This window comes from Ruegeria profundi, assembly GCF_001507545.1.
Taxonomy (GTDB): Bacteria; Pseudomonadota; Alphaproteobacteria; order Rhodobacterales; family Rhodobacteraceae; genus Ruegeria; species Ruegeria profundi.
The window spans coordinates 1-3829 of record NZ_LQBP01000026.1 but is presented as its reverse complement, the minus strand read 5'-3'; the positions used below and the strand labels follow the sequence as shown (position 1 = coordinate 3829).

Below are 3829 nucleotides of genomic sequence, written 5' to 3'. Positions count from 1 at the left end.
CACAATCCCCATAGCACCGAAATCTGCCCGCGCTTTCCTCCTTGTCAGATTTATCGCCGCTGCAGCTCACGCTGACAGCAGCCACAAACCTTAGACGAAACCGCCGTTAGCGGCACCGCAGCACCTTTGATCTGGATGAACGACCGCTTCGCGGACAAGTCGGTCGGTCAATGGAGCAACAGATCCGAAATAGTCAAAAAGTTTTCAAATCGTTCGTTCATTTACTTTGAAATCTGTACACGCCGTCCCAGTCTGAGTCCTGAGGTTGAGAGATGAAGCCATTGCATCGATCAATAAATGTGTCGACGAGAAGCTCGTTTTTTTCCAACTGTCTATGCTTTTCAAATGCGTTCAATGCATCTTGCCAAGCTGCCGACCGGTACAAAGAATAGCACGTCTCCCAACTGTCAAGTTCGCGTTTCAGCGCGTCACTCACATTGGCCCCGTTTTCACATACGAGTTCATAGATGCGGCTGGGGTTGCTTGCTCCAAGAGGTATGACAATGTCAATTTCACGCAACAAGAACTCGCTCTCGACATGACAAGCAACGGCTTCCGAGACAAGTATTCTGGTTCCATAGACTTTATTTAAGCCTTCCAGCCGCGAAGCAAAGTTCACGGCTGCCCCCAGCGCCGTATACTGCAGCCTTGATTGTGAGCCAACGTTTCCAACGACCACAGGACCAGTATGCAGCCCGAAACGCGTATGGAGCGGACGCAAAGGTGAGGTTCCTTGTTCAGAGTTGAGGTGTTCTTCGGCGCGCAAACAAGCCAGCGCCGCCCGGCACGCATGATTTGGATGATCAGGGTCACCAATTGGAGCATTCCAAAGCGCCATGATGGCGTCTCCGATGTATTTATCGACGGTACCAAAATTTGAAGAAATTACTTCCTCCATAGCCTCGAAATATTCGGATAACGCGGGCATAAGGATTTCCGGTTCAAGCCCTTCTGTTTGAGAGGTGAATCCCTGAAGATCAGTGAACATGAGCGTCACTTCCTGCGAGTTACCCCCGACCCCAATTCTCTCCGCTTTTGAAACGATGGAACGAACCAACTCTTTCGGAACGTAAGCGCCAAAACTGGACAGACCGGCCTTCATGCTCGCAATCGCGGCTTCCAGCTCGGCAACCTCCTGAATATTCGACTTTAAGTTCAGATCATCGCCTAGTTCGAAATTGCTGACCTTTCGAGCTTCTGTTGTAACTCTACCCAGGCTCTTGCTTAGAACACGGGCCACAAGGAAAGTGAAAGCTACCGCCACTACCATTGCCAGCCCGCCGAATTGCAAAGCACGCTTTGTCGTTCGTTGTATGCCCCCAACAAGCTCTTCCTCAGGCACTGTTAACCCAAGCGTCGGCTGGGCCCCGAAAATCTCTGGAATAGGCGCAACAGAGGCTATGTGCTTACGCGCATCTGAGGGGGAAACGAAGTTGAAGAATTCTTGTTGGTTGGCCTGCCATTGGCTTACAGCACCGGCAACAACCCTGTTGTCCATTTCGATTTGCTCATTTGGATTGGCACTCACAAAACGCGCCATCCCATCGTCGGAACGTGTGCTTGTATAAGCGAGTAGCCGGCCCTCTCGGTCCATCATGAAGGCGAGGCCGTGATCTCCAATCCGAATATCGTTTAGAATTTGCGAAAGAGCCGACATTGTCATGTCGAGCGCAACCACGCCCATCAGTTTGCCTGTTTTGTCAAACACGCTCTTGGAGAAGGTAACGCCCGCATTGCCTGTACTTTCAAACAGGTAGAGCGGCGTTATGTATATTTCGGAATGCTCTATTGCTCCGCGATACCAAGGACGCGAACGTGGGTCATATTTGGTGCTTCGGCTGAGAAATGGTTTTGGGGGTTCGTTTTTCTCTGACCAGTAATATGTCTCCAAACGAGTGTCCGCTTGGTCCAAAATAATGCGCTGCACGCGGTTGACACCCTCGGGCACCGGCCTTTGATCAGGGCCGAAAACGCGCCAGTCACTCGGAATATTGATATTCTGATAGAAGTCTCCAGATTGCGCTTCCGCAAAATACAATCCGTAATAGTGCTCCTTACCTTGGATCTTCGAGTATAGAACATCCAAACCAACAAGCGAGTTTGCTTGTTCGGGAAAATTCGACAGAAATACGGACGCGGAAGACACGACATTTCCGGCACCGCGAATGACAGTCAGCATGTCTTCAACTGACCGCGCTCTGGCCGCTGCCATCTGTTTTTGTGCCGTATGAACGGCAAGTTGCTTGTTTCCGAAATACAGAATGGCCACAAGCATCGTGGTTACGCACAATGTAAGTAGCGTGAATACCGTCGCGACGCCGATGTGTAGACGAATTTTCATCTCATGTACTAGCCACGATTATGAATGGAAGACCAGATTTAAGTTTCCAATTGGTTAGTTTCATAGATGTCCGTCAAAGAAAGAGTGAGAAGGCCAAAACCTGTTCTAATGCTTTCGGCAACAACAGTCCGCAACGGGCTCAAGGCAGTCATCTGAGGCTTTTGGTCAGATGACGGCTTAGGAACGGATAGCGGTCCTTGTTGGTGGTCATTCCGAGAAATTTCGCCTAAAGGTCTGCATCGAACGGCAGAGTTGCGGACGAGGCCGCCCTCAGATGGTATCGCTTGAATGTCTGCGATACATTGGAGCGGTCGTCGTCTAGAATGCCTTGCAATTCTATCGCGACGGAAACCCGAACAGTGGATGTCCATGTCCGACGCAATCCTTGCTGCTGAACCAACTATCCGCCTTATTGCCTTCCTAGCCGTCCTGGCGGCGATGGCACTTTGGGAAGTGGCCGCACCCCGGCGCCGACGGGATATTCCGCGCGTTGTCCGATGGACAAACAACCTTGCGCTCGTAGTGCTCGACACCGCTATCCTGCGGCTGACCTTTCCAATCCTCGCGGTTGGTCTCGCAGCCAAGGCCGAGGAGCGCGGATGGGGGCTCTTCAACAACATCGAGGCGCCGGTTTGGGTTGCGATCTTGGTCTCCATGCTGCTTCTCGATCTCGCAATCTACCTTCAGCATGTGATGTTCCATGCGGTACCGGGGCTTTGGCGTCTGCACCGGATGCATCACGCCGACCTCGATTTTGACGCGACCACAGGCTTGCGTTTCCATCCGGTAGAAATCCTCATCTCGATGGGGATCAAGCTGGCGGTCGTAGCAGCCTTGGGGCCGCCCGCAGTCGCGGTGCTCCTTTTCGAGGTAATCCTGAACGCTACCGCGCTTTTCAATCACGCAAACATTGATTTGCCGCGTCCGGTGGATCGAATTCTCAGATGGCTCGTCGTCACTCCAGACATGCACCGAGTCCACCACTCCGTCGATCCAAGCGAGACCAACTCGAATTTTGGCTTTAATCTACCGTGGTGGGACCGGCTCCTCGGAACCTACGTTGCGCAACCCGAGAAGGGGCATAAGGGCATGGAAATTGGCATCGAGCAGTTTCGCACACGCCGAGACCTCTGGCTCGACCGAATGCTGTTTCAGCCGCTGCGCGGCCCGGCGAGCGGAGGTGCCCTCGACGCCCCGAGCCAACGGAGGCGATCTTCATCTGTCTCGTCCGGGCAAACCAAGCTTGGAAATGACCAAATAGACCAATAGCGCTGAACCAAAGACTGCTTTGCCCCGCTTGAGCGAAATTCACGCGGCGTTCAGCATCGGTCGAAATGTGCTCGGTGCGGTCATTCACTTAAATGTCGCCAACGACCGCTCTGCGGACGAGGACGAAACCGCTCTCGCGGTATTGGCGCTGGTGGCGTTCGCTGGGCACTGATTGGGGCACAGAGATTTTGTAGATGGGCGCGTCTGCCTGACGATTGG

3 protein-coding genes are annotated in these 3829 nt (G+C 52.9%); 2 read left to right on the top strand and 1 reads right to left on the bottom strand.

The genetic code is table 11. The features are described from left to right. Positions 1-217: 217 nt before the first annotated feature. Positions 218-2341 (bottom strand): adenylate/guanylate cyclase domain-containing protein, encoded by a 2124-nt coding sequence (locus AVO44_RS20475; RefSeq protein ID WP_082677609.1) that lies wholly within the window; start codon positions 2339-2341, stop codon positions 218-220. Between the two features lie 369 nt (positions 2342-2710). Here AVO44_RS20475 and AVO44_RS20470 point away from each other — a divergent pair, with 369 nt between their 5' ends. Both AVO44_RS20470 and AVO44_RS21435 read left to right on the top strand, forming a co-directional pair. Next, positions 2711-3610 (top strand): sterol desaturase family protein, encoded by a 900-nt coding sequence (locus tag AVO44_RS20470; RefSeq protein WP_233422049.1) that lies wholly within the window; start codon positions 2711-2713, stop codon positions 3608-3610. Between the two features lie 28 nt (positions 3611-3638). Then, a complete protein-coding gene (locus AVO44_RS21435) occupies positions 3639-3782 on the top strand; it encodes a hypothetical protein (RefSeq protein ID WP_169794895.1) in 144 nt (47 codons plus the stop codon). The last annotated feature ends 47 nt before the right edge of the window (positions 3783-3829 follow it).

Bases quoted from the DNA above. Each gene is read 5' to 3' on its own strand.
- AVO44_RS20475 (WP_082677609.1), bottom strand. From the start codon at position 2,341: ATGAAAATTCGTCTACACATCGGCGTCGCGACGGTATTCACGCTACTT.
- AVO44_RS20470 (WP_233422049.1), top strand. From the start codon at position 2,711: ATGTCCGACGCAATCCTTGCTGCTGAACCAACTATCCGCCTTATTGCC.